The sequence below is a fragment of the Microbacterium sp. cf046 genome, assembly GCF_900114345.1.
Lineage (GTDB): Bacteria > Actinomycetota > Actinomycetes > Actinomycetales > Microbacteriaceae > Microbacterium.
On record NZ_FOZJ01000001.1, the window covers coordinates 1,099,493 to 1,125,089 of the forward strand.

At 69.2% G+C, this 25,597-nt stretch carries 21 protein-coding genes; 10 read left to right on the forward strand and 11 right to left on the reverse strand.

Going from position 1 to position 25,597, the window contains the following annotated elements; all coding sequences use genetic code 11:
- Positions 1-62: 62 nt before the first annotated feature.
- On the reverse strand, positions 63-2,627 hold the full coding sequence (locus tag BM349_RS05050; protein WP_091703868.1) for a helix-turn-helix transcriptional regulator: 2,565 nt from the start codon (positions 2,625-2,627) through the stop codon (positions 63-65).
- Positions 2,628-2,648: 21 nt separating this feature from the next.
- Positions 2,649-4,592 carry an Hsp70 family protein gene (locus BM349_RS05055; RefSeq protein ID WP_091703873.1) on the reverse strand — a complete coding sequence of 648 codons (1,944 nt, stop codon included), beginning with the start codon at positions 4,590-4,592 and terminating at the stop codon, positions 2,649-2,651.
- 336 nt (positions 4,593-4,928) lie between these two features.
- On the opposite strand from BM349_RS05055, the gene groES reads away from it, so the two are divergent.
- Both groES and rarD read left to right on the forward strand, forming a co-directional pair.
- Positions 4,929-5,225, forward strand: a complete 297-nt coding sequence (groES, locus tag BM349_RS05060) for a co-chaperone GroES (protein WP_091492757.1) — start codon at positions 4,929-4,931, stop codon at positions 5,223-5,225.
- Between the two features lie 252 nt (positions 5,226-5,477).
- On the forward strand, positions 5,478-6,377 hold the full coding sequence (gene rarD / locus BM349_RS05065; RefSeq protein WP_254773760.1) for an EamA family transporter RarD: 900 nt from the start codon (positions 5,478-5,480) through the stop codon (positions 6,375-6,377).
- 7 nt (positions 6,378-6,384) lie between these two features.
- Here rarD and BM349_RS05070 read toward each other — a convergent pair whose 3' ends face one another.
- From BM349_RS05070 to BM349_RS05080, 3 genes are read right to left on the reverse strand one after another with little or no spacing between them, the layout of a single operon-like run.
- Positions 6,385-6,681 carry a metal-sensitive transcriptional regulator gene (locus BM349_RS05070; protein WP_091703880.1) on the reverse strand — a complete coding sequence of 99 codons (297 nt, stop codon included), beginning with the start codon at positions 6,679-6,681 and terminating at the stop codon, positions 6,385-6,387.
- Positions 6,678-8,945 (reverse strand): heavy metal translocating P-type ATPase, encoded by a 2,268-nt coding sequence (locus BM349_RS05075; protein WP_091703882.1) that lies wholly within the window; start codon positions 8,943-8,945, stop codon positions 6,678-6,680. The genes BM349_RS05070 and BM349_RS05075 overlap by 4 nt, the downstream gene beginning before the upstream one ends.
- Positions 8,945-9,157, reverse strand: coding sequence for a heavy-metal-associated domain-containing protein (locus tag BM349_RS05080; RefSeq protein ID WP_091704972.1), 213 nt, complete (start codon positions 9,155-9,157; stop codon positions 8,945-8,947). The genes BM349_RS05075 and BM349_RS05080 overlap by 1 nt, the downstream gene beginning before the upstream one ends.
- Before the next feature lie 306 nt (positions 9,158-9,463).
- On the opposite strand from BM349_RS05080, the gene BM349_RS05085 reads away from it, so the two are divergent.
- Positions 9,464-10,765 (forward strand): ABC transporter substrate-binding protein, encoded by a 1,302-nt coding sequence (locus BM349_RS05085; protein WP_091703885.1) that lies wholly within the window; start codon positions 9,464-9,466, stop codon positions 10,763-10,765.
- Positions 10,766-11,012: 247 nt separating this feature from the next.
- On the opposite strand, the gene BM349_RS05090 is transcribed toward BM349_RS05085, so the two are convergent.
- The 4 genes from BM349_RS05090 to BM349_RS05105 form a co-directional block, all read right to left on the reverse strand.
- A complete protein-coding gene (locus tag BM349_RS05090) occupies positions 11,013-11,759 on the reverse strand; it encodes an ABC transporter ATP-binding protein (protein WP_091704975.1) in 747 nt (248 codons plus the stop codon).
- 38 nt (positions 11,760-11,797) lie between these two features.
- Positions 11,798-12,742 carry an ABC transporter ATP-binding protein gene (locus BM349_RS05095; RefSeq protein ID WP_091704978.1) on the reverse strand — a complete coding sequence of 315 codons (945 nt, stop codon included), beginning with the start codon at positions 12,740-12,742 and terminating at the stop codon, positions 11,798-11,800.
- 70 nt (positions 12,743-12,812) lie between these two features.
- Positions 12,813-13,790, reverse strand: a complete 978-nt coding sequence (locus tag BM349_RS05100; protein WP_091703886.1) for a branched-chain amino acid ABC transporter permease — start codon at positions 13,788-13,790, stop codon at positions 12,813-12,815.
- 8 nt (positions 13,791-13,798) lie between these two features.
- Entirely contained in the window at positions 13,799-15,118 is a 1,320-nt protein-coding gene (locus tag BM349_RS05105) for a branched-chain amino acid ABC transporter permease (RefSeq protein ID WP_254773730.1), read from the reverse strand.
- A 298-nt stretch (positions 15,119-15,416) separates the two neighbouring features.
- Here BM349_RS05105 and guaB point away from each other — a divergent pair, with 298 nt between their 5' ends.
- The 4 genes from guaB to BM349_RS05125 all read left to right on the forward strand — a co-directional run bounded on the left by guaB (position 15,417) and on the right by BM349_RS05125 (position 19,802).
- On the forward strand, positions 15,417-16,919 hold the full coding sequence (gene guaB / locus BM349_RS05110; protein ID WP_091703888.1) for an IMP dehydrogenase: 1,503 nt from the start codon (positions 15,417-15,419) through the stop codon (positions 16,917-16,919).
- 19 nt (positions 16,920-16,938) lie between these two features.
- Positions 16,939-17,562 carry a TMEM175 family protein gene (locus BM349_RS05115; RefSeq protein ID WP_091703890.1) on the forward strand — a complete coding sequence of 208 codons (624 nt, stop codon included), beginning with the start codon at positions 16,939-16,941 and terminating at the stop codon, positions 17,560-17,562.
- Between the two features lie 45 nt (positions 17,563-17,607).
- Positions 17,608-17,886 (forward strand): DUF2277 domain-containing protein, encoded by a 279-nt coding sequence (locus BM349_RS05120; RefSeq protein WP_091703893.1) that lies wholly within the window; start codon positions 17,608-17,610, stop codon positions 17,884-17,886.
- Between the two features lie 227 nt (positions 17,887-18,113).
- Positions 18,114-19,802 (forward strand): ABC-F family ATP-binding cassette domain-containing protein, encoded by a 1,689-nt coding sequence (locus BM349_RS05125; RefSeq protein ID WP_091703895.1) that lies wholly within the window; start codon positions 18,114-18,116, stop codon positions 19,800-19,802.
- Between the two features lie 294 nt (positions 19,803-20,096).
- Here BM349_RS05125 and BM349_RS05130 read toward each other — a convergent pair whose 3' ends face one another.
- Together BM349_RS05130 and BM349_RS05135 are read right to left on the reverse strand one after the other, a co-directional pair.
- Positions 20,097-21,206, reverse strand: coding sequence for an FAD-dependent oxidoreductase (locus BM349_RS05130; protein WP_091703898.1), 1,110 nt, complete (start codon positions 21,204-21,206; stop codon positions 20,097-20,099).
- Between the two features lie 132 nt (positions 21,207-21,338).
- Positions 21,339-22,811: an MFS transporter gene (locus BM349_RS05135; protein ID WP_254773731.1), complete on the reverse strand. Its 1,473-nt coding sequence runs from the start codon at positions 22,809-22,811 to the stop codon at positions 21,339-21,341.
- 83 nt (positions 22,812-22,894) lie between these two features.
- Here BM349_RS05135 and BM349_RS05140 point away from each other — a divergent pair, with 83 nt between their 5' ends.
- The 3 genes from BM349_RS05140 to BM349_RS05150 are packed head-to-tail and all read left to right on the forward strand — an operon-like array spanning position 22,895 to position 25,552.
- Positions 22,895-23,530 carry a TetR/AcrR family transcriptional regulator gene (locus BM349_RS05140; protein WP_175525191.1) on the forward strand — a complete coding sequence of 212 codons (636 nt, stop codon included), beginning with the start codon at positions 22,895-22,897 and terminating at the stop codon, positions 23,528-23,530.
- 52 nt (positions 23,531-23,582) lie between these two features.
- On the forward strand, positions 23,583-24,701 hold the full coding sequence (locus tag BM349_RS05145; protein ID WP_091703907.1) for a GuaB3 family IMP dehydrogenase-related protein: 1,119 nt from the start codon (positions 23,583-23,585) through the stop codon (positions 24,699-24,701).
- The gene (locus BM349_RS05150) at positions 24,698-25,552 is read left to right on the forward strand and encodes an SURF1 family cytochrome oxidase biogenesis protein (protein ID WP_091703911.1); all 855 of its coding nucleotides are present in this window, start codon (positions 24,698-24,700) and stop codon (positions 25,550-25,552) included. The genes BM349_RS05145 and BM349_RS05150 overlap by 4 nt, the downstream gene beginning before the upstream one ends.
- Positions 25,553-25,597: the final 45 nt, after the last annotated feature.

Below are 25,597 nucleotides of genomic sequence, written 5' to 3' on the forward strand. Positions count from 1 at the left end.
TTGAGTTGTTCGGGATGGAGCATCGGGGGTTGCCCCGATGCGGCTCGGGGGCACTAGGGGGTTCACACGCCGGCCCCCTCGTCGACCGGCACGCGTTCCCCGTTTCGAACGGGCTGCTCGACGACCACCCGCAGTTTCGCGATGAGATCGGATCGAGACGTCGCGCCGAGCCGACGCCGGATGTGGGCGATGTGATGCTCCGCCGTTCGCGGCGAGATGAAAATCGTCTCGCCGATCTCGGCATACGTCTTGCCCTGGAGGACGAGCCGAGCGACATCGCGCTCGCGCTCGCTCAGGATGATGCGGTCGGACGTGGACGACTCCGCGCGGTCCCGATCATCATCGATGCGTGCGGGGGCCCGCAGCGTCTCGTTCGGGTGCAGCTCGCGGGCGCAGGAGAGCAGTCGCGCCGAGACCTTGCGATCCGTCGAGCGACTCGCGCCGTGACCGGCGAGCCGCGCGCCGTCCCAACCCAGGCCGGCGGAGGCGAGCCCGTGCGCAGCAGCCTCGACGGCGTCCGCATCCACGGACCCTGCGAGCGTGGCCGTCCACACGCGTCCTGCCTGCGACATCACCGCGGCGATGGGACTGTGCGACGAGGCCGCGACGAGTGCGCGAGCGTGCGGCTTGAGGACGTCGGGCCGACCGCTCAGGATCCCCTGCTGGATGCCGGCCCAGTTCAGGTGCACCGACCACAGTGGAGGCGAGCCGAGTTGCGCCACGATCTCGAGGCCACGGAGGAAGTGCGGCTGCAGACGGGCCGTGTCACCCACCCGGGCCGCCGAGGTGACCAGCTCCGCCAGAGGCAGGAGCATGAACAGATCGGCTTCGGTGTGCAGCACACTGTCGCGTGCTTCGTTCCACGCGGCATCCAGGGCTGCCGCATCCTCGTAGCGTCGCGCGATCGCGACACGGACTGCTTGGGCGAGCACCTGATCGCGCGCTGACAGTGACGGGGCGGATCCGAGCGCACGCTCCAGCGCCTCGCGCGCCTCCTGCGGCCGTGAACGCTGCACGGCGAGCCACGATCGCCACAGCAGCAACCGGGTGCGCGCCCAGTCGCCGCCGTGGCCGCCGCGGATGGCATCCTCGATGACGGTGTGCGCGATGTCGAGGTCTCCGACGTTCATCGCGACGATCGCCGCGATCACCGCCGGAAGCTCGGGGATCGGCGACGAGGTCGCCGAGGACGTGTACATCTCGGATGCGCGCACGAGGTCGGCGACCGCGGATTCCGCACTGTCCGGGCTGAGCGTGGCGCGAAGGCCGCGGTCGAGCAGACTCATCGCGACGCCGAGCGTGGAGGGCAGGCCCTTCGTCGGCGTGCGCTGGCTGGGGACGGACTGCCCGGAGCCGATCGCGGCGATCGCCGCGCGGGCGCACGCCTCCTGTCCGACCGGGGGAAGTGATCGGTAGGCGGCATCGCTCATGCGCATCATGGCGCGAAGCGACCAGATCGCGGCGGACGTGTCGGCCACGCGATCGCTGTCGGCCAGCCCGTCCAGCAGCGGCACGTCGTCCAGGATCGAGCTCGCGACCTCGGGACGTGCCGAGGCCCATGCTGCCTGCGCACGCCTCCCGGCCAGGATGATCGGCTCGACGCCGCATTCGATCGCGCCGTCGTACAGGTCCAGCGCCCGAGCGGGGTCCTGCTCGAGCACGCGGTCGGCGTGCTCGACGAGCGCAGACCCGATGCCGGGATCGTGGATGCCGCCGATCCAGTCGCGGTAGTCCGCGTCGCCCTCGGCGGCGGAGCGCGCCAGACCGTCGGCCATGTTCGCACTCAGATCGATCAGCCGGCCGACCGGTATCGTCGCCCGGACGGCCGAGCGCACCAGCGGGACGGGCTGGCCGTTGCGCATGAGCAGCCCCTCGGCGTAGCCCTGCGCGATGATGTCGTCGCGCTCGGTGACGGGTCGTGCGTGTGCGCCGGCGCTCACGCACAGCGATTCGATCTCGTGGCGGAGCAGAGAGGGGATCGTGTCCAGGCGATGGGCGATCCGATCCTCGATGGCCCGGATGACCGCATGGTGGCCGTCGTCGTCCGCGCAGTCGCGTTCGTCGTGCAGGGCGAGTGCCTCCGACACGAGCCACGAGACCCCGCCCGTGAACGCCAGGAGGTGGTCGACGCAGGAGCTGGAGATCACCCGATCGCCGTCGCTGAGGTAGGTCAGCACGTCGGAGCGGGACACGTGGCCGAGCACGATTGCGGGGCGACTGCGCTCGAGGCTCCGGGTGATGGTGGTCAGAGCATCCATGCGCGGCCAGGGGCGGCTGGTCACGACCAGTGCCGCGCTCGGGTCCTCCGAGCGAGCCTGGACCCGCTCGACCTGGTCGGGATTGAGCAGGTGGAGGTCGTCGACCAGCAGCACATGGGATCGCGGAACGCGCGAGACGTCCGTCGAATCAGCCAGGAGGCTCGCATGGGTCGCGTTGTCGGAGAACAGCCGGTGCAGCTCCCGCAGCATCGTCGACTTGCCCGATCCGGCATTGCCCACCACGACGGCGCGCGCCGGGCCGGCCGCCGGAGCGGAGATCGCGTCCATCACGGGACGCACCTGTCGCTCCCAGATGTACATGGTGTCGGCACGCCGCACGGTGGTTCCCTCAGTCTGAATCGTTGACATGATCGGTGACGCTCCGGTGGATCAGACCGGATCGGTCGGCGATGGCGAGGGTTCGGGTGCGGGCGGTTCGGGAGCGGGATCGCTCGTCGGCTCGGGCGCCGGGTCTCCGGTCGGCTCGGGCGCCGGGTCTCCGGTCGGCTCGGGCGCCGGGTCTCCGGTCGGCTCGGGCGCCGGGTCTCCGGTCGGGTCCGGTGCCGGGTCTCCGGTCGGGTCCGGAGTGGGATCCGTCGTCGGGTCGGGAGTCGGGTCGGTCGTCGGATCGGCGGTCGGAGCCGGGGTCGGGTCGGTCGTCGGATCGGTGGTCGGCGCCGGCGTCGGGTCGGTCGTACCGGTGTCGGTGCCCGTCGTGGTGTCGGTCGGCTGCTGCCCGGTGCCGCCTGCCGATGACGCGGGCGCCTGCGGTGCGGTGCTGGGCTTGGGCGCGTCGGCGGCCTTCTGCATGCTCTGCGAGCGAGGGTTGCTCGCCTTGGACGAGGAATTCGGCGACTCGTAGTCCGCGCGCTGGATGGCGGCGGGCGGGTCGGGCGGCGTCGCCGGCGTCGGCACGGCGGCCGCGGGCTCGTCGGCCGCGGCACCCGATGTGTCGAAAAGGCTCACGCCGAGCCACTCGGCGAATGACTGCGACTTGCCCTCGGAGTTCGAGACCGGACTGGACCCCAGTCCGGTCGCACTGACGAGCACGATGCCGGTGGCGAGCACGACGGCACCACCGGCCATTGCTGCCGTCGCAGGCAGCCGTTCGAACCACCGGCGTCGCGCGGTCGCCGCGGCTGCGCCGACTCCGTCGAGGCCTTCGGCCGCTGCGGCCGGCGGCTCGGAGAGCAGAGCCACCTCTGCGCCGATCACGGCGCCTGCAGGCCCGGCCGCGAGCCCTGCCGTCGAGCGGGGATCCGCCATCGCACGGGCCGCGCCGAGCGCGACGATGGCCTTCGGATCGGCATCGATCGCTATCGGGCGGTCGAAGCGCTCGGAGAGCAGCTCGGCGATGCGCGGAATCCGCGATGAGCCGCCGGTGAGGAGAATCGCTTCGAGGTCGGCGGGGTCGACGGCTGCGGTCTCGAGCGCCTGCGCGAGCACCTCGATCGTGCGGTCGACGCCGCTCTCGATCATCTCCTCGAACTCGGACCGTGTGAGGCGCACCGTGGAGTGGGACTGTCCGACGAGCACGGGCACGACGGCCTCGGAGTCGAACGAGAGCGCCTCCTTGGCCTCGACGCACTCGCGCCGGAGCGTCGAGAGCGCGACGCGCGACGCCGGGTCGGCCGAGAGCGCGGATGCCGACAGGCCCGCCGCGGCGATCGTGTGGCGCAGGACGATGTCATCGAAGTCGGCGCCGCCGAAGTCGGCGAGACCGAGAGGCTCCCCGACGATCCGGACCGCGCCATCCCCCTGCTTGCGCAGCACCACAGCGTCGAAGGTCCCTCCGCCGAGGTCGTAGACGGCCAGTGCGCGGCCCGCCTCGAGCGGCGAGGTCGACTCGTAGTGACGTGCGGCGGCCTCGGGCTCGCTGATCAGCTGGATCTCGCCGGAGATCTCGCGGGCGAGCGCGGCGGAGATCAGTCCGGAGCGGTGTCCTCCCCACGTGACCGGAATCGTCACCGAGATGCCCGCGGGACTCGAGCCCTCGCGTTCGGTGACGGCTTCCACCACCCACGCCACCATGCGCGCGTACAGGTCCTCGGGCGCGAAGCGCTGGTCGCCGGCGAGGATCGGAACGTCGTCGCCGACGCGCCGTTTGAACTCCCGGACCAGTCGTTCAGGCTGTGCCAGCCCCCGACGCTCGGCGGCCTCGCCGAACAGGAGCTCGCCGTCCGCCGCGAAGATCGCGCTCGGAGCGCTGTCCGAACTGCGGCCGAGTCCGAAGGTCGCGGTCAGAAGCGAACCGTCGGGCGAAAGGCGCGCAGTGGAAGCTGCTGTCCTGCTCGTCCCCACATCGACGGCAAGAAAATACGACATCACTGTCATGTCCAGTTCCCCCAAGAACTTGACGTGTTACATCCCCCACATATGTCTACCACCGGAGCGGCCCCTTGGTAAGAGGCGCCCACATTCGTGTCACAAATCGTCGTGACTCGTCCTTCTGGACTGCTCACGAATGCGAAGAGCAGGCTCGTCCGCGTCTGATACATCCATCGGCGAGGAAGTCCCTCGACGTTCCATTCGGAGTCGATGCGACTTCGGATTGCGCGTCACTGGCACTCACGTTGCATGAGTGCCAGTGCTTGCCTAGACTGGGAATTAGCACTCTCAGGTGGAGTTTGCTAATCAGTCTTGAAGTTTCAAGGAAAGCAGAGGTAGACCGTGTCGGTTTCCATCAAGCCGCTCGAGGACCGCATCGTCATCCGCCAGGTCGAGGCCGAGCAGACCACCGCCAGCGGCCTGGTCATCCCGGACACCGCCAAGGAGAAGCCCCAGGAGGGCGAGGTCGTGGCGGTCGGACCGGGTCGCATCGACGACAACGGCAATCGTGTTCCGCTCGACGTCGCCGTGGGCGATCGCGTGCTGTACAGCAAGTACGGCGGCACCGAGGTCAAGTTCGGCGCGGACGAGTTCCTCGTCCTGTCAGCCCGCGACGTGCTCGCGGTCGTCGTCCGCTAGGACACGCAGCTCTGGAAGGGCCCGGATGCTTCGGCATCCGGGCCCTTCCGCATGCCCGGTGGCAGATTCCACGCGGTGAACGGCAGTCGACGGATGCCGGAACCCCACCGCATCGGCAGCCTCACCCCGTCGCGCCCGTACGCTGGAGGGGTGACCCGCGACGCGCCCTCCGCTTCGACCGAGGCGTCCGGCGCACCCGCTCAGGCGGACCCGACGACGGGCCCCCTCTCGGACAGCCCGCGGGAGCGCGCGCTGGGCGGTGTCTACGCGTTCACGGCGTACTTCCTGTGGGGCTTCCTCCCGCTGTACTTCCTGCTCCTGGCGCCGACCGGGCCGTTCGAACTGGTCGCCTGGCGGATCGTCCTCTCGCTCGCGTTCTGCGCGATCCTGCTGACCGTCCTGCGCGGATGGGGGCGGCTGATCGCGATCATGCGGCAGCCCAAGCTCCTGCTGTGGACCGGTGTCGCCGGCGGTCTGATCTACATCAACTGGCAGGTGTACATCGTGGCGACGCTGAGCGGCCACGTGATCGAGGCCAGCCTCGGCTACTTCATGAACCCCATCGTCACCGTGGTGCTCGGCGTCGTCGTGCTCCGCGAACGCCTGCGGCTCACCCAGTGGATCGCGGTGGGCATCGCGGTGATCGCGGTCGCGGTGATCGTCTTCGGCTACGGGGCGTTCCCCTGGATCGCGCTCACGCTCGCCTTCACCTTCGGGCTGTACGGGCTGGTCAAGAAGAGACTGGGCCCCTCTGTGGATGCCGTGAGCGGGCTCACCCTCGAATCGCTCTGGCTCGTGCCCGTGGCGACCGTGATCCTCGTCGTCGTCGGCACGACGACGGGCCTCAGCATGGGTGCCGCCGGTCCGTGGCACGCGCTCCTGCTCAGTCTCGCGGGCGTCTTCACGGCGGTCCCGCTGCTGCTGTTCGCCGCGGGAGCCCGCCGCGTGCCGCTGACCGTGATCGGACTGCTGCAGTTCGTCGCGCCGATCCTGCAGTTCATCATCGGTGCGTGGCTGCTGGGCGAGCCGATGACGCTGGAGCGCTGGATCGGGTTCGCGCTCGTCTGGCTCGCACTCATCGTGCTCACGGTCGACTCGCTCCTGTTCGCCCGTCGGGCGCGCGGCGTCTCGGACGTCGGCGAGCTGACCTGACCCGCGGTCAGCGCACCAGACGCGCGATCGCCGCGGTCGCCTCGGAGATCTTCGCGTCTGCCTCGTCGCCGCCCAGGCGTGCGGCATCCACGACGCAGTGTCGCAGGTGATCGTCCAGCAGGCCCACCGCGACGGCCTCGAGCGCGCTGGTGAGCGCGCTGATCTGCGTGAGGATGTCGATGCAGTACTTCTCGTCTTCCACCATCTTGTGGATGCCGCGGGCCTGACCCTCGATCCGCCGCATGCGATTGAGGTACTTCTCCTTGTCGGTGATGTACCCGTGGTGGGCATGCACATCGGTCATCGCAGCTCCTTCTCCTGAGTGGTGAGCGCCCGACTCCGAAAGGATCGCAGGCGCAGGCTGTTGCCGACGACGAACACGCTCGAGAACGCCATCGCCGCGCCGGCGATCATCGGGTTCAGCAGCCCCAGCGCCGCGAGCGGGATGGCGGCGACGTTGTAGGCGAAGGCCCAGAACAGGTTCACGCGGATCGTTCCGAACGTGCGCCGCGACAGCCGGATCGCGTCGGCGGCGCTGCGCAGGTCGCCGCGGACGAGGGTGATGTCGGAGGCCTCGATCGCGGCATCCGATCCCGTCCCCATCGCAAGACCGAGATCGGCCTGCGCGAGGGCTGCCGCGTCGTTGACGCCGTCGCCGACCATCGCGACCACGTGACCCTCGGCCTGCAGGGCGCGCACCTCGGCGACCTTCTGCTGCGGAAGCACGCCGGCGATCACGCGGTCGATGCCGACCTGCGCGGCGATGCGAGCGGCGACGGCGGCGTTGTCTCCGGTGAGGAGCACCGGCTCGAGCCCGAGCGAGCGGAACTGCGCGACGGCTTCGCCGCTTGTCGGCTTGACCTGATCGGCGACCACGAGGACGGCCCTCGCCGCACCGTCCCACGCGACGATCACGGTCGAGGACCCCTGAGCCTCCGCGGCATCCTTCGCGGCGGCGAGTGCCGGGCCGACCTGGATGGCCCAGTCGGCGAGGAGCGCTTCGCGGCCGATGACGAGCGCGTGCCCTTCGACGACGCCTGAGACGCCGAGGCCGCTGGAGGCGACGAACGACTCGACCGGCGGGAGGTCGCCGAGCTCGTCCTTCGCGGCCCGGGCGATCGCTGCCGCGATCGGGTGCTCCGACGCGTCCTCGAGGGCGCCGGCCAGTCGCAGGACATCCGCGCGATCGGTGCCCGGTGCGGTGATCGCGTCGATGAGCGCCATGCGCCCGCTGGTGACGGTGCCGGTCTTGTCGAGCAGGATCGTGTCGACGCTCCGCGTGGACTCGAGCACCTCGGGACCCCTGATCAGGATGCCGATCTGCGCCCCTCGACCGGTGCCGACCAGCAGCGCGGTCGGCGTCGCGAGTCCGAGCGCGCACGGGCACGCGATGATCAGCACTGCGACCGCAGCGGTCATGGCGGCGGCCGCGGGGTATCCGAGCAGCAGCCAGGCGGCCAGGGTCACGACCGAGATCACGAGGACCACCGGGACGAACACACCCGAGATGCGGTCGGCGAGCCGCTGGATGTCCGCCTTGCCCGACTGGGCCTCCTCGACGAGCCGGGCCATCTGGGCCAGCTGGGTGTCATCGCCCACGCGGGTCGCCCGAACGACGAGGCGACCGCCCGCGTTCACGGTCGCGCCCACCACGGCGTCGCCGGCGCCGACCTCCACGGGAACCGATTCGCCCGTGACCATCGAGGCGTCGATCGCGGACGAGCCCGACACGATCACGCCGTCGGTCGCGATCTTCTCGCCCGGGCGCACGACGAACTCGTCGCCGACTCGCAGTGACGAGACCGGGATGCGCCCCTCGACCCCGTCGCGCACGACCGCGACGTCCTTCGCGCCCAGCTCGAGGAGTGCCCGCAGTGCATCGCCCGCGCGGCGCTTCGAGCGCAGCTCGTAGTAGCGGCCCGCCAGGACGAACATCGTCACTCCCGCCGCGACCTCGAGGTAGATGCTGTCGGCTCCGTCGCCCTGCTGAACGGACCATTGGAACTCGTGCGTCATTCCGGGCGTGCCCGCGCCTCCGAAGAACAGCGCATAGAGCGACCACAGGAACGCCGCCGACACTCCGATCGAGATCAACGTGTCCATCGTCGCGGCGCCGTGCCGGAGGTTGACCCACGCGGCGCGGTGGAACGGGTACGCCGCCCACACCACGACCGGCGCAGCCAGTGCCAGTGAGGCCCACTGCCAGAAGGTGAACTGCAGCACCGGGATCATCGCCATCGCGATGACCGGCACCGACAGCACGACCGCGCCGATCAGGCGCTGCCTCAGCGAGGTGAGCTCGCGATCCTCGGGCGGATCAGCGGATGCCGGAGGCTGGGGGAGGGCCGCCGTATATCCGGTCTTCTCGACCTCTGAGATCAGGACGTGCGGATCCAAGCCCGCCGGAGCGGTCACCAGGGCCTTCTCGGTCGCGTAGTTGACGCTCGCCGACACCCCGTCGAGCCGATTGAGCTTCTTCTCGATGCGGCTCGCGCATGACGCGCACGTCATGCCGCCGATCTCGAGCTCGACCCGGGAGATTCCCGGGGCGACGGCGGCGGCATCCATTAGATGCGCGCCGCCTCGTATCCGGCTTCATCGACCGCGGCGATGACGGCGGAGTCGGACAGGGGGAGTGCCGAGGTGATCAGGAGGCGCCCCGTGGCCGCACTCACGTCGACCTGCTCGACACCGTCGAGCTTGGAGACCTCATCGCGGACCGAGGTTTCGCAGTGGCCGCAGCTCATGCCCGTCACGCGGTACTCGTTCAACATCGTCATCGTCATCGCTTTCGTTCAGGATACCCCTAGGGGGTAGGACGCTGCATGCAACTCTATACCGGTCAGGGGTATCGACCTCCGGCGAGGCGGAATGCGCGCAGCGAGACCGTGCGCGTCGACCTCGGTCTCGTGACCTCTCGGCGGTCGCGCGGTGAGGATCGGGGTGAAAACGGGGCTTGATAACGATTTGACTGCGTTACACATCGTTAACGAAAGGCAACATTGGGAACACCCGTCCGCGGTTAGGTTTAGTGGAACTGGATCGGCGCCCGAGTCGAACCGCGTTCATTCACAGCAAGGAGCAACATGAGCGTCTTTTCCCGAGGCACTGCCTCCCGCTCGCGCGTGCGGACGGTGATCGGCGGCATCGCCATCGCCGGCGCTAGCGCCCTCGTCCTCGCCGGCTGCGCCGGCGGTGGCGGCACCGCCGAGCCGTCGGAGTCTGCCGCGCCCGTCGAGGACCTCACCCTCAAGCTCGGCACGATCCTGCCGCAGACCGGAAGCCTCTCCTTCCTCGGCCCGCCCGAGGAGGCCGGCGTCGGTCTTGGTGCGCAGGATGTCAACGACTACGCAGACACGACCGGTCTCACGATCGACGACATCGTGTGGGGCGACTCGGGTGACACCGACAACAAGGCCTACGCGACCACGATCCAGACCCTCATCTCCGAGGGCGTCACGGCCGCCATCGGCGCTGCGTCGTCCGGTGTGACGAAGCTGTTCCTCGACGACGCCGTCGCCGCGGGCATCATCACCTTCTCGCCGGCCAACACGTCGCTCGACTTCACGTCGTGGGACGACAACGGCCTGTACTGGCGCACCGCTCCGTCCGACACGCTGCAGGGCGAGGTGCTCGGCAACCTTCTCGCGGAGGACGGCCACAGCAACGTCTCGGTCATCTACCAGAACGACTCGTACGGCACCGGTCTGAACGACGTGTTCCAGGAGGTCTTCACGGGCACCGGCGGCACGGTCGTCTCCGAGCAGTCCTACAACACGGGTGACACCACGTTCGACGCGCAGATCAGCGCGACGCTCGCGGCCAACCCGGACGCGATCCTGCTGATCACGTTCGACGAGATCTACACGATCGGTCCGGCACTGCTGGCCGCCGGCTACCCGGCCGACCAGCTGTACCTCGTCGACGGCAACCTGAAGCAGTTCGGCTCCGACGCCAAGTGGCCCGCAGCGGCCAACATGGAGGGCGCGAAGGGCACCACGCCCGCCGGTCCTCTCGAGGCCGACGAGGAGTTCCAGACCGCCGTCAGCGACTGGTGGGTCGCCGAGGGCAACGAGGCGCTGACCGACTTCTCGTACGCCAACGAGTCGTACGACGCCGTCGTCCTGCTCGCGCTCGCGTCGCTGGCTGCAGGGTCGACCGACCCGGGCGAGGTCGCAGGCAAGCTGCAGGAGGTCTCGGGCGGCACCGGCGACGGTGAGAAGTGCACGTCGTACGCCGACTGCGCCGACATCATCCTCGCGGGTGGCGTCGCCGACTACGACGGCAAGTCCGGTCCGATCACGTTCGATGAGAACGGCGACCCGACCGAGGCGACCGTCGGCATCTTCCAGTACGGTGCAGACAACCTGAACACCCGCATCGGCTGATCCAGCCGAACGCAGCGAGGGCCCCGGAGCGATCCGGGGCCCTTCGCGTGTGTGCGGTCCGCTCCCCGTGCGCCACGCCGAACCCATACGTCCCCCGCGAACCCACGCGCTCGTGCGCGCGGGAGCACATGGGTTCGCGGGGGCTGTGTGGGTTCGGGGGTCCAGGGGTTCCTGGGAGGTGAGCCGGCCGAAGCGTCAGACGAAGAAGAGCGGATGCCGCAGCATCCGCTCTTCTTCGCAGTGCGAGTCAGACCCCGTCGGAGCCGAGGGTTCCGAGATAGAGTCCGATGACCTTCGGGTCGTTCAGCAGGTCGCGCCCGCTGCCCTCGTAGGCGTCGCGGCCCTGGTCGAGCACGTAGCCGCGGTCGCAGATCTGCAGGCAGCGGCGGGCGTTCTGCTCGACCATGATCGTGGTCACACCGGCCTTGTTGATGTCGGAGACGCGGATGAAGGCGTCGTCCTGACGCACGGGCGACAGGCCCGCCGAGGGCTCGTCGAGGAGCAGCACCGCCGGGTCCATCATCAGGGCGCGAGACATCGCGACCATCTGCCGCTCACCGCCGGAGAGCGAGCCGGCGCGCTGCTTCAGGCGCTTGCCCAGCTCGGCGAAGATGCCCTCGACGAACTCGAGGCGTTCCTTGTACGTCTTCGGCGACTGGTAGAGGCCCATCTGCAGGTTCTCTTCGATCGTCAGCGATGGGAACACGTTGTTGGTCTGCGGCACGAACCCGACGCCGCGGGCGACGAGCCGGTCCGACTTGAGTCCGACGACGCTCTCGCCGTTCACGGTGATCGTGCCCTCGCGCACCTTGACCATGCCGAAGATCGCCTTCAGCAGCGTCGACTTGCCGGCGCCGTTGGGCCCGATGATGCCGATCAGCTCGCCCTTGCGCGCGTAGAGGTTGGCGCCGTTCAGGATGTTCACGCCCGGGAGGTAGCCCGCGACGACGTCCTTGAGCTCGACCACCATCCGGTCGGTCTTGCCCTCGGCCATTGCCGATGCGCCGGTGGACCCGGTGCTCGTGGATGCCATCACTTGCCCTCCTCGGCGTCGGCGATCGAGGCCTCTTCGGCTTCCTTGATCTCTTCGAGCAGCTCTTCTGCGGAGGCGTCGAGTTCGCCCTCCACGCGCCCGGTCACGACGCCCAGGTCGACGTCCTGGTGGCTGCCCAGATAGGCGTCGATGACCGCCTGGTCGTGCATCACGGTCTCGGGCGGCCCCTCGGCGACGATCCGGCCCTCGGCCATCACGATGACCCAGTCCGCGATGTGGCGCACCATGTGCATGTCGTGCTCGACGAACAGCACGGTCATGCCCAGGTCCTTGAGGTCGAGGATGTGATCCAGGAGGGACTCGGTCAGCGCCGGGTTGACGCCGGCCATGGGCTCGTCGAGCATGACCAGCGTCGGGTCGCTCATCAGCGCACGCGCCATCTCGAGCAGCTTCCGCTGGCCGCCGGAGAGGCTCGCCGCGTAGTCCTCCGCCTTCGCGTCGAGCTTGAAGCGCGCCAGGAGTCCCTGGGCCTTCTCCTCGATCTCGTTGTCCTGCTTCCGCCAGATCGCCGGGATCACGCTCGCCCAGAGCTTCTCGCCCTTCTGCGAGGTCGCCCCGAGCTTCATGTTCTCGAGCACCGTCAGGAGCGAGAGTGCCTTGGTCAGCTGGAAGGTTCGGACCTGACCCATGCGGGCGACCTTGAACGACGGGATGCCGGACAGGCTCTTGCCGTCGAAGCTCCAGGTTCCGCTGTTGGGCTTGTCGAACCCGCACAGCAGGTTGAACAGTGTCGTCTTGCCGGCACCGTTCGGCCCGATCAGGGCGGTGATGACACCGCGGGGCACCTCGACATGGTCGACGTCCACGGCCGTGAGGCCGCCGAAGCGCCGCGTGATGTTGTCGGCGATCAGGATCGGATCGACCTTCGCGACGCCGGGGACGTTCTCGCCTTTCGCGAGCCCCTGCGCCTTGGGACGGCGGATGCTGCCCGTCGGGGTGACCTCGACCGGAACGTCGGCGGCATCGTGTGCGGTGCCGTTCTCTGGGATGCCGTTACTTGACAAAGGTCAGCTCCCTCTTGTTTCCGAGGATGCCCTGTGGACGGAAGATCACGATCAGCATCAGGGCGACACCGACCAGGATGAAGCGCAGCGTTCCGGCCTGCACGGACGACAGCGGCAGGATGCCGGAGTTCGCCAGTGCGGGCAGCACGTTGCCCAGGAAGCCCATGATGACCCAGAAGATCACGGAACCCAGCACCGGTCCGAAGACCGTGGCCGCGCCGCCGAGCAGCAGGATCGTCCAGATGAAGAACGTGAGCGAGGTCGTGTATGTCGCCGGGACGACGGCCGACGGGAGCGCGAAGACCACGCCGCCCAGGGCGCCGAACACACCACCGATGATGAGCGCCTGCATCTTGTATGCGAAGACGTTCTTGCCGAGCGAGCGAACGGCGTCCTCGTCCTCGCGGATGCCCTTGAGCACGCGACCCCAGGGGCTGCGCATGATCGCCCAGACGATGTAGACCGCGATCGCCAGCAGGATCGCACCGAAGACGCGCACCCAGAGCTGGTCGGCTGTCCATTGCCACGGACCGAAGCCGTACGTGCCCTCCGGGAACGGATTCGCCCCTCGGAAGCCTGCGTGGTACCCGCCGAGGCCGTCCGCCGAGTTGGTGTAGTCGTCGAAGAGCTGCGTCGTCAGGAAGAGCCTGACGATCTCGGCCGCCGCGATCGTGACGATGGCGAGATAGTCCGCTCGCAATCGCAGCGTCGGTATACCGAGGATGAACGCGAAGGCGACGGCCGCGAGGCACCCGACGATGATGCCGACCCACCATGGCCAGCCGAAGCTCAGAATCGAGATCGCGTAGCCGTAGGCGCCGAGGGCCATGAAGCCCGCCATACCGAAGTTCAGCAGGCCGCCATAGCCGAACTGAACGGCGAGTCCCACCGCCGCGAGGGCGTAGGCAATGGTCTCCGGGCTGAATACCCAGTAGGCCGTGTTGTTGAAGATCTGTCCCCAGTCCATGTCGCCCCCTAACCGAGTCTCTCTTTGCGACCCAGGATGCCCTGAGGTCTGACGAGCAGGATGATGATCAGCACAGCGAGTGCGCCGACGTACTTCATGTCGGGCGGTATCCAGAGTGTCGAGATCTCGACCAGGATGCCGACGATGATCGAGCCCAGGAGGGCGCCGAAGGCCGTACCGAGACCGCCGAGCGTGACGGCCGCGAAGATCAGCAGCAGAACGCCCGAGCCCATGTCCCACTTGATGCCGGGTCGGAAGTAGGCCCACAGCACACCGGCGATCGCGGCGAGGGCGGTGGAGAGCACCCAGACGATGCGGATCACGCGGTCGACGTTGATGCCGGATGCCGCCGCCAGGCCCGGGTTGTCCGAGATGGCTCGGGTTGCCTTGCCGATGCGGGTATAGAGCAGCCAGTAGGCGGTCGCGGCGATCAGCACGATGCTGATGCCCATCGAGACCACATCCAGCAGCGACAGCGAGATCGGACCGAACTTGATGTCGCGCGCCCCGCCCGCGCCAGGCAGCTGGTACGTGCTCCCGCCGATGAAGAACTGGAAGGTGTAGCGCGCTGCGAGCGAGAGGCCGATGCTCACGATCATGAGCTGCACGAGGCCGAGCCCCTTGCGTCTCAAGGGTTTCCAGAGGCCGGCATCGAGCACCCAGCCGAGTATCGCGCCCATCACGATCACGATCGGGATGACGATCCACATCGGCCACGCGAACCACACGCCGAACACCAGGGCGACGATCGCGCCGAAGGTGAGGATCTCGGCGTGCGCGAAGTTCGTCAGGCCGGTCGTGCCGAAGATCAGCGACACACCGATCGAGGCGAGGGCGAGGAGCAGACCGAAGTTCAGGCCGTTCGCCAGTCGCTCGACCACCTGATCAAGGAAGCTCGTCTGCGTGCGTTCGCCGGGGGCGAGGAAGCTGTTGATGATGACCGACCCGGTGAGGCCGAACTCCTCCTCCTTCGGGTTGTCCTCGACGATGACGCCCTCGGGGAGGGTCGACTCGTCGACCTCGATCGTGTACGCGTCCTTCTCGGGCACGTAGAGCCTCCAGCGCCCGTCGGCGCCCGTGAGCGTCTCCGCCTCGAACCCGTTGCCCTCGACCGTCACCCGGATGTCGGGAAGGGGTTCGTCCTTGTAGGTGATGACGCCGGCGAAGTAGAACGCGGTCTGCTCCTGATCACCGCCTGGTTCATCGGGTGCGGCGGCATGGGCCGCACCGGGTGCCTGCAGAACGAGCAGCGTGGCCGCAACGAGCGTGCCGATGGCGATGATGAGCCATTTCAGCGAACGCCCCGCGAGCGTAGTCGTGGAACCCACGTAACCTCCAGTCCGGCCACGGCACGACGCTACGGGTCGCATCAGCCGTGATGACGACGGTACGAGCGTAATGTGTCGACCTTGTTTCGCCTACAGCACCCGGTCAATAAGTAATCGCGGATGCCAAGAAGTGATCGAATCGAGACTCTGCCACAGCCGCGCCTGCGGGGCACCACCCCGGGCCGCCCGGGAACAATTCCCAGGCTCCGACGCTTAGAATCGAGTACGGCGGGCATGCCTCCCGCAACCTGGCCGTCGACGTCCTGATTCGCGCCGAACGGCGCAGGAAGAGCAGCGCATGGAGCAACCCGATCCCTTCGGCTTCGTCGGACTGACGTACGACGACGTTCTGCTGCTGCCCGGGCACACGGATGTCATCCCGAGCGAGGCCGACACGTCATCTCGCGTGACCCGGCGGATCACGGTCGCCACCCCGCTCCTCTCCAGCGCGATGGACACCGTCACGGAGGCTCGGATGGCGATCGCCGTCGCCCGCGAGGGGGGTCTCGGCATCCTGCATCGCAACCTGTCGATCGAAGAGCAGGCCTCGCAGGTCGACCGCGTCAAGCGCAGCGAGTCCGGGATGATCTCCAACCCGATCACGACGACGCCGGATGCCACGATCGACGAGGTCGAGGCGCTGTGCGCGCAGTTCCGCATCTCCGGGCTTCCCGTCGTCGACGAGGACGACCGGCTCGTGGGCATCGTCACCAACCGCGACATGCGGTTCGTGTCGGGCTTCGAGCGCTCCACGACGCTCGTCAAGGACGTCATGACGAGCGAAGGGCTGGTCACGGCGCACGTCGGGATCGGCGCGAATGACGTCATCGCAATCTTCGCCAAGCACCGCGTCGAGAAGCTTCCCCTGATCGACGACAACGGCAAGCTCGCCGGGCTCATCACCGTGAAGGACTTCGACAAGAGCGAGAAGTATCCGCTTGCGACCAAGGACGAGCAGGGCCGCCTGCGCGTCGGCGCCGCGATCGGGTTCTTCGGCGACGCGTGGGAGCGCGCGGAGGCCCTGCGCGACGCCGGCGTGGACGTGCTCGTCGTCGACACCGCCAACGGCCAGTCGGCCGGAGTGATCGACATCGTCCGACGGCTGAAGGCGGACCGTTCGTTCGACCACATCGACATCATCGGCGGCAACGTCGCGACCCGCGAGGGCGCGCAGGCGCTGATCGATGCGGGCGTGGATGCCGTCAAGGTCGGGGTCGGGCCGGGGTCGATCTGCACGACGCGCATCGTCGCGGGCGTCGGGGTGCCTCAGGTGACCGCCGTCTACGAAGCATCCCTCGCGGCCCGCGAAGCGGGCATCCCGGTGATCGCCGACGGCGGTCTGCAGTATTCGGGCGACATCGCGAAGGCGCTCGTCGCTGGTGCCGACACCGTCATGCTCGGCTCGCTCCTGGCCGGCACCGACGAGTCGCCGGGCGAGATCGTGTTCCAGGGCGGCAAGCAGTTCAAGCAGTACCGCGGGATGGGCTCCCTCGGCGCCCTCCAGACCCGCGGCAAGAAGACCTCGTACTCGAAGGATCGCTACTTCCAGGCCGATGTGCCGAGCGACGACAAGCTCATCCCCGAGGGGATCGAGGGCCAGGTCGCCTATCGCGGCCCGGTCGCCGCGGTCGCCTACCAGCTCGTCGGCGGTCTCCGGCAGTCGATGTTCTACGTCGGCGCGCGCACGATCGAAGAGCTGAAGGCGAAGGGCAGATTCGTCCGGATCACGGCCGCGGGGCTCAAGGAATCGCACCCGCACGACGTGCAGATCGTGGTCGAGGCACCGAACTACAAGCGCTAGGCGTCGGTATCCTGGGCCGGTGATCAGGCAGCGGACCCACCCGGCGGCCACTCAGGGCACGACCCGCCTCGAGGCGTTCACCGACGGCGTCTTCGCGATCGCGGCGACGCTGCTCGTGCTGGATCTGACGACCCACACGATCGGCGAGATCACCTCGGACGCGCAGATGTGGGCGGCCTTCGCCGGCATGTGGGAGCTGTTCCTCAACTTCGGGCTGAGCTTCGTGCTGCTCTGCCTGCTGTGGATGACGCACGTCCAGCAGTTCGAGCACGTCGCGCGCGTCGATTCCACGCTGATCTGGCTCAACAACATCAGGCTGCTGTTCATCGTGCTGGTGCCGTTCGCCACGAGCATCACGACCGAGTACTCCGAGTGGCTGGCCGGGCGCCTGCTGATGCCCGCCACGTTCTTCATGGCGATCCTGTTCAGCTGGCTGCAATGGATGTGGGCGGTCGGCCATCGCGCCACGATGCTGCCCGACCTGTCCGACGCCGACGCGCGCGCATACGGCCGCGGCGCCCTCAGCGCGCTCCTCATCTCGGCGACCGTCGTCGTCATCTCGCCCTTCCTCGGCTCGACGTCCTTCCTGCTGTTCCTGTTCGATCCGCTGCTGACCAGGGCACTGCGCGGCAGAGGCGACTGAGCAGTCGCGTGACGGATGCCGCGACCGCGGCGTACCGTTGTCGGCATGTGCCGGAACATCCACACCCTCCACAACTTCGAGCCCGCGGCGACGAACGATGAGATCAATGCCGCCGCCCTCCAGTACGTCCGCAAGATCGCGGGGACGACCAAGCCGTCCAAGGCCAACCAGGACGCGTTCGATCGCGCGGTGCACGAGATCGCGCACATCACGGGCCACCTCCTGCAGGATCTGGTCGCGGTGACGCCGCCGAAGAACCGCGAGGAGGAGGCGGCCAAGGCGAGGGCGCGCGCGATCGCCTCCGGGCGGTACTCCGCCGCCTGAGCCCCGACGCTCCATCGCAGCGGCCCGCGGTCGGCGGACCAGCTTCAGCGAGTGTGTGACAAGCGGCACTCGAGGAGACATCTGCACCACTGCTCCGGCGACCGAGGGTGCACGGGCGCCTTCGGCGCGAGATAGTCTGGTCGGCTCGCCACTCGCGGGCCGGCGATTCCCGCCGACGCATGCCGCGGACTCGCGCGGCGAGGATAAAGAGCGGCAGGCAGCGAGTCATGGGCTACATCGACATCAGCGGAGTCTCGTTCTTCCTGCCCGACGGCAGGCCGCTGCTCGACGAGGTGTCGTTCCGGGTCGGCGAGGGCTCCACCACGGCGCTGATCGGCGCGAACGGCGCCGGCAAGACGACCCTGCTGCGCATCATCCGCGGCGACGAGCCCGCGCACGGCGGCGTCGTGTCGATCGGCGGCGCTCTCGGGGTCATGGACCAGTTCGTCGGCCACGGCGCCGCGGGGCTTACGGTTCACGACCTCCTGATCGACGTCGCGCCGCGGCGCATCAACGCGGCGGCGACCGAACTGGAAGCGGCGGAAGCCGCGATCATCGAGACCGACGACCTTCCGGCCCAGCTGCGGTACGCGACCGCGCTCGCCGACTACGCGGATGCCGGCGGCTACGAGCACGAGACGGTCTGGGACCAGTGCACGGTCGCCGCGCTCGGCGTGCCGTTCGAGCGCGCTCGCTTCCGGGAGCTGACGACGCTGTCGGGCGGCGAGCAGAAGCGACTCGTGCTCGAAGCGCTGCTGCGCGGACCCGACGAGGTCCTGCTGCTCGACGAGCCCGACAACTACCTCGACGTGCCCGGCAAGCGATGGCTCGAGAAGCAGCTGCGGGCGACGCCGAAGACAGTGCTGCTCGTCTCGCACGACCGCGAGCTGCTCGCGCGCGGCGCGGATCGCATCGTGACGCTCGAGACCGGTGCGGCCGGCAGCACCGCGTGGGTGCACGGAGGCGGCTTCGCCACCTACCATGCGGCCCGCACCGACCGGATGGACCGCCTCGACGAGCTGCGTCGGCGCTGGGACGAGCAGCACGCGAAGATCAAAGCGCTCGTTGCGGCGATGAAGGTCAAGGCGACCTCCAGCGACGAGTTCGCATCGCGCTACCGCGCCGCTCAGACCCGGCTCGCGAAGTTCGAGGAGGCGGGTCCTCCCGAGGAGCGCCCGCCCGAGCAGGACCTGCAGCTGCGGCTGCGGGGAGCCCGCACCGGCAAGCGCGCGGTGATCGCGGAGCGACTCGAGCTGACCGGACTCATGAAGCCGTTCGATCTCGAGGTGTGGTTCGGCGACCGGGTGGCGGTGCTCGGCTCGAACGGCTCGGGGAAGTCCCATTTCCTTCGCCTCCTCGCGCGAGGGGGAACCGAGCCCGACGCGCGGCTCGGCCACATCACCTCGGCCGGCGCGAAGCTCGAGCCGGTCGCGCACTCGGGCCGCGGCATCCTGGGTGCACGGGTTGTTCCGGGCTGGTTCGCCCAGACCCATCGGCACCCGGAGTTCGTCGGGCGCACGCTGCTCGAGCTGCTGCATCGCGGTGACGAGAACCGACCGGGCATACCGAGGGATGCCGCGAGCTCGGCGCTGGACCGCTACGGGCTCGTCGGCCAGGCGCTGCAGAGCTTCGAGACGCTGTCGGGCGGCCAGCAGGCGCGGTTCCAGATTCTGCTGCTGGAGCTCTCCGGCACGACGCTCCTGCTGCTGGACGAGCCCACCGACAACCTCGACCTCGCGTCCGCCGAGGCACTCGAGTCGGCGCTCGCGCGGTTCGAGGGGACCGTGCTGGCGGTGACGCACGACCGGTGGTTCGCGCGGTCGTTCGATCGATTCCTCGTCTTCGGGGCGGACGGCGAGGTGTACGAGTCCGACGAGCCGGTGTGGGACGAGAAGCGGGTGGCGCGGGCGCGCTGAGCCTGGGTTCTTTCGCCTCGGCTCTTGCGCCCTGCTGTTGCCCTCTGCTCTTGCGCCTCGCTCTTACGCCTCGGCTCGTGCGCCGCGGCTCGTGCGCCTCGGCTCTTGCGCCTCGGCTCTTGCGCCCGGCTCTTGCGCGGGCTCTTGCGCCCGGCTCCCTGCCCGCCTCCTCCGCCGAACCCTCACGCTCCCGGCGAACCCATGCCTTCCGGTGCCCGCGAGCGTGAGGGTTGGCGGGGGAGGTGTGGGTTCGCGGGGAAGATGGGATTCAGCGACCCGGCGGAGGGAGGGGGCTCAGCGTAGGCGGAACGCCGAGGCCGCAGTGGACGCAGGGTCCAGCGCGAGGTCCGCGAGGACCGTGCCGACGCCGGGTGCGAACTTGAAACCCTGCCCCGAGAAGCCGGCGCCGACCACGATCCGGCCGACCCGGTCGAGCACGAACGCCTCGTCGGCGGTGGATGTGTACGTGCAGCTGATCGGCTCAGCGGTGCCGGGGTCGAGGCCCGGCATCCACTCGCGCACGTAGTCCGCGAGCGCGTGCGCATGCTTGTCGGTGCGCAACGGTCGCCGATCGGGGTCGACCTCGTCGCCGACGGCGTGGAAGCCGACCTTCATGCCTTCACCCGGCGTCGGCATCCCGTACACGTTCGCAGGCCAGGTGCCCGGCGTGACGAAGTGATTGAACGACGGCCAGGGCGTGCCTGGGTCGCGCGGGGCGAAGTGGGCGGGGCTCTCCTCGGTGACCGTGAGTCTCGGGAGAGGGATGCCGGGCAGCAGCGCGGTGGTCCAGGCGCCGGCCGTGACGATGAGCGTGCCGGCGCGCACCGTGCCGCCAGGATGATGGACCGTGACGCCCTCGGCGTCCTCCTCGATCCGGGTCGCGGGGCTGTTCCAGCGCACCTGGCCGCCGCCGGCGACGGTGCGCCGCTCGAGCTCGTCGAGCGCGACGGATGCCCGAGCCACGCCCGCATCCGGCGAGAACAGGACCGTGTCTTCGAACCGCATCCCCGGCCATCGCCGCGTCGCTTCGGCACCCTCGAGCAGGTCGGCGGCGATTCCGCGCTCGCGGAGACGCGCGTGGATCGCGAGCAGCCCCGCGCCGGTGCCGCCGAGTGCCGCGCCGGAGCCGTGCGAGACGAGCCCGTGAAGTCGCAGCAGCGGCCTGCCGTCGGGTGATCCGAGCGCGTCCCAGCCCTCGCGGGCGAGCGTGAGCAGGTCGAGGTAGTGCTCGTCGGCGTACGCGTTGTTGAAGTTCCGGGTGGCACCGTGCGACGCGCCGCGCGTGTGGCCTCGGGCGAACCGCTCGAGCACGAGCGGGCGCTCGCCGCGGCGGGTCAGAGCCCAGGCCGTCGAGAGCCCCATCACGCCGCCGCCGATCACCACGACCCGGACGTGTTCCAGCATCCCTCGATCTTGCCAGCCTCCTCCGCCGAACCCTCACACTCGCCGCGAACCCACGCCCTCCCGTGCCAGGGAGCGTGTGGGCTCGCGGCGAAGGGGTGGGTTCGGCGGGAGAGGAGGAGGCGAACCGGGCGGCTAGGCGCCGATCAGCTCGGCGGGGTCGGATGCCGCAGCCTCAGCGGCCGCAGCATCGGCACCCGTCTCAGCCGCCGCGACCGTCGACGAGCGGCCGGACGGCAGCCACAGCGCGACGATCATCGCGGCCGCCAGCACGGCGGCGCCGACGAGCACCGCGGGCCGCGCGGCGTCGACGTACTGGTCGGGCAGCAGCTCGCCGCCCGCGCTCACGAAGATCGCCGTCATGACGGCCGTGCCCAGTGCGATGCCGATCTCGCGGACGGTGGAGTTCACGCCGGACGCCTTCGCGTGATCCAGGATGCCGAGCGTCGCCAGCAGCGCCGTCGCCGACGGAGCGAAGACGAGCCCCATTCCGACGCCGGCCATGATGAACGGCACGACGAGCTGCGCGTACGCGAGGTCGGTCGACATGGTGATCGCGATCCAGAACAGCGCCGCCGCCTGCAGCCCGAGGCCGGCGACCATCAGCACGCGGGTGCCGACGCGCGGCGCGATGAACCCCGCGAGTGGGGCGACGAACATCGGCGCGAGCGTCCACGGCGTGGTCTGCACCGCGGCCTCGAGCGGGGTGGAGCCCTGCACGACCTGCATGTACTGGATGAGGATGAACACCGCGCCGAACGTGCCGAAGCTGAACGCGAAGCCGACGATGTTCGTGACCGAGAACGAGCGGTCGCCGAACAGGCGCAGCGGCACGAGCGGCGCCTTCGCGCGGGCCTGCCAGAGCAGGAAGACGACAAGCAGCACGACGGCTGCCACGATCTCCGCGATCACGCCCGCAGAGCTCCATCCGTCGTCGTTGCCGCGCACGATCGCGTGCACGAGCGCCAGCACCCCTCCGCCGGCCAGCACCGCGCCGACGACGTCGATGCGTGCGCGCTGCCCGAAGTCATTGTTCAGCACGAAGAATGCGAGCGGCATCGCGATCAGGGCCACGGGCACGTTGATCCAGAAGATCGCCTGCCAGCTCCAGCCCTCCATCACCGCGCCTCCGACCAGTGGTCCGACGGCGACGCCGAGGCCCGAGATGCCGCCCCAGATACCGATCGCGAGCGGTCGGCGCTCGGGGGCGACACCGCCCGAGATCAGGGCGAGCGACAGCGGAAGGACTCCGGCGGCGCCGAACCCCTGCAGCGCCCGCGCCGCGATGAGCTGCCCGGGATCGGCGCTCAGGGCTGCCAGCACCGACCCCAGGCCGAAGATGCCGATGCCGATCATGAACACGGTGCGGCGGCCGAACCGGTCGCCGAGCGCGGAGGCGACGAGGATCATGCTCGCGAACGACAGCGTGTACGCGTTCACGAACCACTGCAGCTCCTCGACCGACGCGCCGAGCCGCTCGTGCAGCACGGGCAGTGCGTTGGTCATCACGAGGTTGTCGAGCGTCGCCATGAACATCGGGACGGATGCCGCGGCGACGACGAGTCCGAAGGCCCGGCGCCTGGTCGCGGGCGGGGAGGTGAGAGTCACGGCGGACTCCTTTCGCGGATGTTTGTAATCGGATGATTACTAAGACATCGCAACTGTAGTAATCGACTGATAACATGTCAAGCGTGAATCCGAGAATCAGCGAGACAGTGGATGCCGCGCCCGATGCGACCCGTCGGATGAGCTCCGAGGAGCGGCGCGAGCAGATCATCGACGCGGCGATCGCCGTGTTCGGCGCCAAGGGCTACGTGGGCACGACCACCGACGATGTCGCGCGCGCGGCATCCGTCTCGCAGCCGTATGTCGTGCGGCTGTTCGGCACGAAGGAGAACCTGTTCCTGGCCGCTCTGGGCAGCGCGCTGGAGCGGCTGCTGGAAGGGTTCGCGGCCGTCCCTTCGGTCGGCGACCTGCACGCGCGCGGCGAGCTCATGGGGCAGGCGTACCTGGGTCTGCTCGAGGTGCGCGGGCTGCATCAGATCCTCTCGCAGGCGTTCCTGCTCGGCGCCCACCCCGTAATCGGCCCGGCCGCGCGTGCCGGATTCGCGAAGGTCTGGCGCTACCTGCGGGACGAAGCCGGCTTCAGCGCCGAGGAGGCGCAGAAGTTCCTCGCGATGGGCATGCTCATCAACACGATGGTCGGGCTGCGCATGACGGAGGAGTACGGCAAGGACGCCGGGATGACGGAGCTCTTCGACGAGTGCTTCCCGCTGAGCATCGCCATGGTGCTCGAGGAGGCGCCGCGCGTCGACGAGCCCTGGTGAGGCGGCCTGACCGCGTCGCTCGGACCGCGCCGGGTAGGCTGATCCCGTGAGCATGGAGATCGAGATCGGTCGCGCCAAGCGCGCGCGTCGTGCCTTTACGTTCGACGACATCGCGGTCGTGCCGTCTCGGCGCACACGCAATCCCGAGGATGTCTCGACGGCATGGTCGATCGACGCATTCCAGTTCGCGATCCCCGTGCTCGGTGCGCCGATGGACTCCGTCGTCAGTCCCACGACGGCGATCATGCTCGGACAGCTCGGCGGTCTGGGCGTGCTCGATCTCGAGGGCCTCTGGACCCGCTACGACGACCCCGAGCCGTACCTCACCGAGATCGCCTCGCTCGACGACGCGACCGCCACGCGGCGGATGCAGGAGCTTTACGCGGAGCCGATCAAGCCCGAGCTCGTGCGCGACCGGCTCGCGGAGATCCGCGCCGGAGGCGTCACCGTCGCAGGAGCCCTCACCCCGCAGCGCACCCAGGAGCTGTACGAGACCGTCGTGGCGGCGGGTGTCGATCTGTTCGTCATCCGCGGCACCACCGTCTCGGCCGAGCACGTCTCATCGGTCGATCAGCCGCTGAACCTCAAGAAGTTCATCTACGACCTCGACGTGCCTGTCATCGTCGGAGGCGCCTCGACCTACACGGCAGCGCTGCACCTGATGCGCACCGGCGCGGCCGGCGTGCTCGTCGGCTTCGGCGGGGGAGCGGCATCCACCACGCGCGCCACCCTCGGCATCCACGCGCCGATGGCCACCGCGGTGTCGGATGTCGCGGGAGCACGGCGCGACTACCTCGATGAGTCGGGCGGACGCTACGTGCACGTCATCGCGGACGGCGGCGTGGGCACCTCGGGCGACATCGTCAAGGCGCTCGCCATGGGGGCGGATGCCGTCATGCTCGGTGTCGCGCTCTCGCGTGCGACGGACGCGCCGGGTCGCGGCTACCACTGGGGCCCGGAGTCGCACCACCCGAAGCTGCCACGCGGCCACCGCGTGAGCGTCGACCAGGTGACGAACCTCGAATCCGTGCTCTACGGGCCCGCGCCCGTCGCCGACGGCACTGCCAACCTCATCGGCGCGCTCAAGAAGTCCATGGCGACCACCGGGTACTCCGACCTGAAGGAATTCCAGCGGGTGGATGTCGTGGTCGCGCCGTACACCACGGGATGACCGCCTCCCCCGAGCCGGCAGATGTCGCGCCGGAGGACTTCCCGCCGACCCTGCGCGAGGTGATGCTCCGACCGCGATGGCTCGCGCTGCTCGCGCTCTGTCTCGTGGTCGCAGGCGTGTTCGCCTGGCTCGGGCAGTGGCAGCTCGGTCGCGCGATCGACACCGACCCGGCGCCGCCGGGTGCCACGGAGGAGGTGCTGCCTCTTGCCGAGGCCGCCGCGCCCGGCGACTACGTCCCCGAGCCGCTCGTGGGGCAGCGCGTCACGGTGACCGGGACGTGGGTGCCCGAGGACTTCATCGTCGTCTCGTCGCGCTACAACGACGGCGTCGAGGGCTACTGGGTGACGGGCCAGCTGCGGGTGGCGGGCGAAGAGGACGGGCAGCCCGTGTCGGTCGCAGTCGCGATCGGATGGGCGGCGACGCCCGCGGAGGCGCAGGCGGCGGTCGAGCAGCTCGAGGAAGCCGCGGCCGCCCCCGGCGCGGCGGAGATCCCGCTCGCGATCACCGGCCGTCTGATCTCCGACGAGGGGCCCGTGCTGCCTCCGCAGAGCGGCGACCCGCAGACGCTGACCCGGATGTCGCCTGCCGCGCTGCTCTCGCGCTGGCACGGGATCGACGGTCTCGACGTCTACCGCGCCTATGTCGCCTCCGAGGTGGCGCAGGGTCCGCTCGAGGACATCTCGTCGCCCGCTCCGGCCGAGGGCTCGAACGTGAACTGGCTGAACATCTTCTACGCGATCGAGTGGGCCGTGTTCGCGGGATTCGCGTTCTACCTCTGGTATCGCCTCGCTCGCGATGCCTGGGAGCGCGAGGTCGAGGAGTTCGAGGAGACCGAGCCGGCGGCGGCCTGACCCCATCGCGCGCGCGAGAGGGGCCGGAATCCCGCGGGTAGACTG

What these genes read in the sequence shown, in the direction of transcription:
- BM349_RS05050 (WP_091703868.1), bottom strand. Translation starts at nt 2,627, where the DNA reads ATGTCAACGATTCAGACTGAGGGAACCACCGTGCGGCGTGCCGACACC.
- BM349_RS05055 (WP_091703873.1), bottom strand. Translation starts at nt 4,592, where the DNA reads ATGACAGTGATGTCGTATTTTCTTGCCGTCGATGTGGGGACGAGCAGG.
- BM349_RS05070 (WP_091703880.1), bottom strand. Translation starts at nt 6,681, where the DNA reads ATGACCGATGTGCATGCCCACCACGGGTACATCACCGACAAGGAGAAG.
- BM349_RS05075 (WP_091703882.1), bottom strand. Translation starts at nt 8,945, where the DNA reads ATGGATGCCGCCGCCGTCGCCCCGGGAATCTCCCGGGTCGAGCTCGAG.
- BM349_RS05080 (WP_091704972.1), bottom strand. Translation starts at nt 9,157, where the DNA reads ATGACGATGTTGAACGAGTACCGCGTGACGGGCATGAGCTGCGGCCAC.
- BM349_RS05085 (WP_091703885.1), top strand. Translation starts at nt 9,464, where the DNA reads ATGAGCGTCTTTTCCCGAGGCACTGCCTCCCGCTCGCGCGTGCGGACG.
- BM349_RS05090 (WP_091704975.1), bottom strand. Translation starts at nt 11,759, where the DNA reads ATGGCCGAGGGCAAGACCGACCGGATGGTGGTCGAGCTCAAGGACGTC.
- BM349_RS05100 (WP_091703886.1), bottom strand. Translation starts at nt 13,790, where the DNA reads ATGGACTGGGGACAGATCTTCAACAACACGGCCTACTGGGTATTCAGC.
- guaB (WP_091703888.1), top strand. Translation starts at nt 15,417, where the DNA reads ATGGAGCAACCCGATCCCTTCGGCTTCGTCGGACTGACGTACGACGAC.
- BM349_RS05120 (WP_091703893.1), top strand. Translation starts at nt 17,608, where the DNA reads ATGTGCCGGAACATCCACACCCTCCACAACTTCGAGCCCGCGGCGACG.
- BM349_RS05125 (WP_091703895.1), top strand. Translation starts at nt 18,114, where the DNA reads ATGGGCTACATCGACATCAGCGGAGTCTCGTTCTTCCTGCCCGACGGC.
- BM349_RS05130 (WP_091703898.1), bottom strand. Translation starts at nt 21,206, where the DNA reads ATGCTGGAACACGTCCGGGTCGTGGTGATCGGCGGCGGCGTGATGGGG.
- BM349_RS05145 (WP_091703907.1), top strand. Translation starts at nt 23,583, where the DNA reads ATGGAGATCGAGATCGGTCGCGCCAAGCGCGCGCGTCGTGCCTTTACG.
- BM349_RS05150 (WP_091703911.1), top strand. Translation starts at nt 24,698, where the DNA reads ATGACCGCCTCCCCCGAGCCGGCAGATGTCGCGCCGGAGGACTTCCCG.